Source organism: Thauera linaloolentis 47Lol = DSM 12138, assembly GCF_000310205.1.
Taxonomy (GTDB): domain Bacteria; phylum Pseudomonadota; class Gammaproteobacteria; order Burkholderiales; family Rhodocyclaceae; genus Thauera; species Thauera linaloolentis.
In genome coordinates, this window is the sequence record NZ_AMXE01000160.1 from 1 (window position 1) to 2690 (window position 2690).

Below are 2690 nucleotides of genomic sequence, written 5' to 3' on the forward strand. Positions count from 1 at the left end.
GCCCGCGCGCGGGCCTGGGCCGGCCACGGCGACGCCGCGCCGCGCAGGGCAGCGAGCGCGGGCGCCGCCAGCGACAGCGTCCAGGCATAGGCCAGCACCACCAGCGGCGCGTGGAACAGCATCCAGATCTTCATCAAATGGGCGTTCATGCCCTGCGAAGGCGCCTGCGCCAGCCATTCGGCCGGCGTCGCCGCGAACGGCGCCAGCCACACCGTGGTCAGCGCATACCAGGCTGCGATCGCCGCGGCGACGGAAACACGGGCCGCATCCGCGCCGGCGCGTGCGCCGCTCGCGGCCAGGCTCAGGCAGCAGGCCGCCAGCAGCAGCGTCGTGCCCTCGTCGCCGCCCCAGATGTTGGCCAGCTTCAGATGCAGGGGCAGCTCGGCGCTGCTGTACAGCCAGACATAGCGCAGCGCGAAGCCGTCCATGGCGAAGTGCCAGCCCAGCGCCAGCACGCACCCCCACGCCAGCGCCGCGGCCAGCGACAGCACGCGCGGACGCCCGGCCGGCCTGAACACCGCATGCAGCGCCAGCGCGGCCGCGGCCACCAGCACGGCCTGCCCCGCTGCCGCCCAGCCCGCAACCAGTGCCGCGGCAACCACGGCGGCCGCCCAGGCCGGCACGGCACGGAATGAGGCGCCCATGTCAGTTCGCCTCCGCCCGCAGCACTTCCGGGTAGTAGCACATGAAGCCGGTGGCGCAATGCGCTTCGGAAGGCCTCAAAGCCATGGCGAAATCCCGCACCGCCGCATCGTCCGCACCGCCGCGCACACGGTCGACGACCGACTTCACCATGCGCACGCTCGCCAGCTTGCGCGCCGTCGGTGCCTCGCGCCCGGCGATCTTGATCGCCGCCACCTGGCCGCGCCGCAGCGCGGGGATGGCGCACAGGCCGCAAGGGCCATAAGGCAAGCCTTCCGGCGTGGTGCTGAAGCCGCAGGAGAAGCGGTACCACAGCCAGCGTTCGTAAGCCTCGTCGTTCTCCCGCAGGCGCGCCGCCACGCGCGCCGGCAGTTCGCCGCCATCGCGGCGGCGGTAGCGGTATTGGTAGCGGTCGAGGCAGATCGGGCCGCCCATCTGCCCCGGCAGATGGATCGTATGGCAGGCGCCTTCCTCGAAAACACAGCCGTCGTTGAGGATGAAGGCCTCGATCTCGATGTCCGGCACCTCGGCGGCGATGCCGGCGGCTTCGTCGATGGTCACGTCGCGCGGCAGGATCAGGCGGCGCGCGCCCAATTCGAGGCACAAGCGGGCCGCCGCCGCATTGCGGCAGGTCGCCACCGAGCTGACATGCACGCGCAAGGCGGGAAAGCGCGCCGCGAGCAGATGGACCAGGCCGAGATCGCTGACGATCAGCGCATCGCCGCCGATGTCGGCAAAGCGCTGTGCGATCTCCACCACCGCCTCGGCCTGCGCGGCCGGGTAGTTCTGCGCGTTCAGCACCAGCGACAGCATGGCGCCATGGGCGTGGGCCAGCTCGACCGCAGCGGCCAGATCCGTATAGCTCTTCAGATTGCCGGACGGCCGGCGGTTGGCGCTCAGCGCATGGAAGCGGCCGAGCCATTCCGGCGGCACCAGGCCGCAATAGAACTCGCTGGCGCCGGCCTGCGCCAGCGGGGCGATTTCGGACAGGCGGGACACCGGGGCGACGATTCTCACAAGGACTCTCCCGCGACCACCAGGCGCGCGACGCGGCCCATGCCGGCCTCACGCCTCAGGGCATCCGCCATTTCAGAGGAATGACGGCTGAACAAGGTATTGCCGAGCTGCACGGCGCTGCAGGCATCCTCCCGCCCCGGCCGCGAGGCCGCCGCCGACAGGCGCAGGCACTCCTTCTGGCAGCGGCGGCCGACGGCGAAGCGCTCCGGCCCCGTCATCGACAGGCTCCCCGCGCGGCACATCCTCCCCTTGGCCACATACACGAAAGGAAGATGCACGCCTGCCGGCAGCGGCAGGCCGTCGAACGCTTCCTCGGCGGGGAATACCGGCATGTCGAGTTCCAGCCGGCGGATGCCGAGGCGCTCGAACAGCGCGCGCATCGTCGGCGCCGCCAGGGCATGGCCGCAGCGGCCGGCCCAGCCTGCGTCGAGGCGCGGGTCCTTGGTCATGCGGCACAGCACCCGGCCCGCCACCAACCCGAGGGAGGGAAAGCGCGTCGCCACCAGATGGGCCACGCCCCAGTCGTTGGCCACCACCTCCATGCCGTCCGCCAGCATCGGCAACAAGGCATCGAGCCGCTCGATCACTCCGGGCGAAGCGACCGGCGTGAGCAGGGCGAAACGCAGGCCGTGCGCTCCGGCCTGGCGCACGGCCTCGCGCAAGGCACGCGGAGACGGCAGCAGATGCTCACAGAACTCGCTGCCGAAGTGCAGATGCGTCGGCGCCAGCGGGGCGAGCCAGGCGGCCAGCGACGCATCGCCATGGACGCGCTGCCAGTGGCGTTCGCGCACGACGGGCGCTGCTGCGGCCCAGTCGAGGGCGATGGGGCGGGTCGCCGCCACCGCCAGCTCGGGGGTATCCATTGCATTTCGTCCTTGCGGCCCCGGGCCGCGCACAGACCGCATCGGAAGAACGGGCGCGCTGCCGGCCTGCGGCAGCGCGCGCAGCATTCACAAGGCCATCAGCACCGACTTGATCTCGGTGTACTGGTCGAACACCGCGCGCCCCATCTCGCGGCCGATGCCCGATTG

The 2690-nt window shown here is 71.7% G+C and carries 2 protein-coding genes and 1 pseudogene; all 3 read right to left on the reverse strand.

Annotation, left to right across the window (positions count from 1 at the left end):
* Positions 1-644: pseudogene (locus C666_RS18840) on the reverse strand (cytochrome c biogenesis protein CcsA); the annotation flags it as partial.
* A gap of 1 nt (position 645) precedes the next feature.
* The gene (locus tag C666_RS18845) at positions 646-1659 is read right to left on the reverse strand and encodes a U32 family peptidase (RefSeq protein WP_004349146.1); all 1014 of its coding nucleotides are present in this window, start codon (positions 1657-1659) and stop codon (positions 646-648) included.
* Positions 1656-2522 carry a hypothetical protein gene (locus C666_RS18850; protein ID WP_004349147.1) on the reverse strand — a complete coding sequence of 289 codons (867 nt, stop codon included), beginning with the start codon at positions 2520-2522 and terminating at the stop codon, positions 1656-1658. The genes C666_RS18845 and C666_RS18850 overlap by 4 nt, the downstream gene beginning before the upstream one ends.
* Positions 2523-2690: the final 168 nt, after the last annotated feature.

Excerpts from the sequence above, each read along its gene's own strand:
- C666_RS18850 (WP_004349147.1), bottom strand. The coding sequence starts at position 2,522 with ATGGATACCCCCGAGCTGGCGGTGGCGGCGACCCGCCCCATCGCCCTC.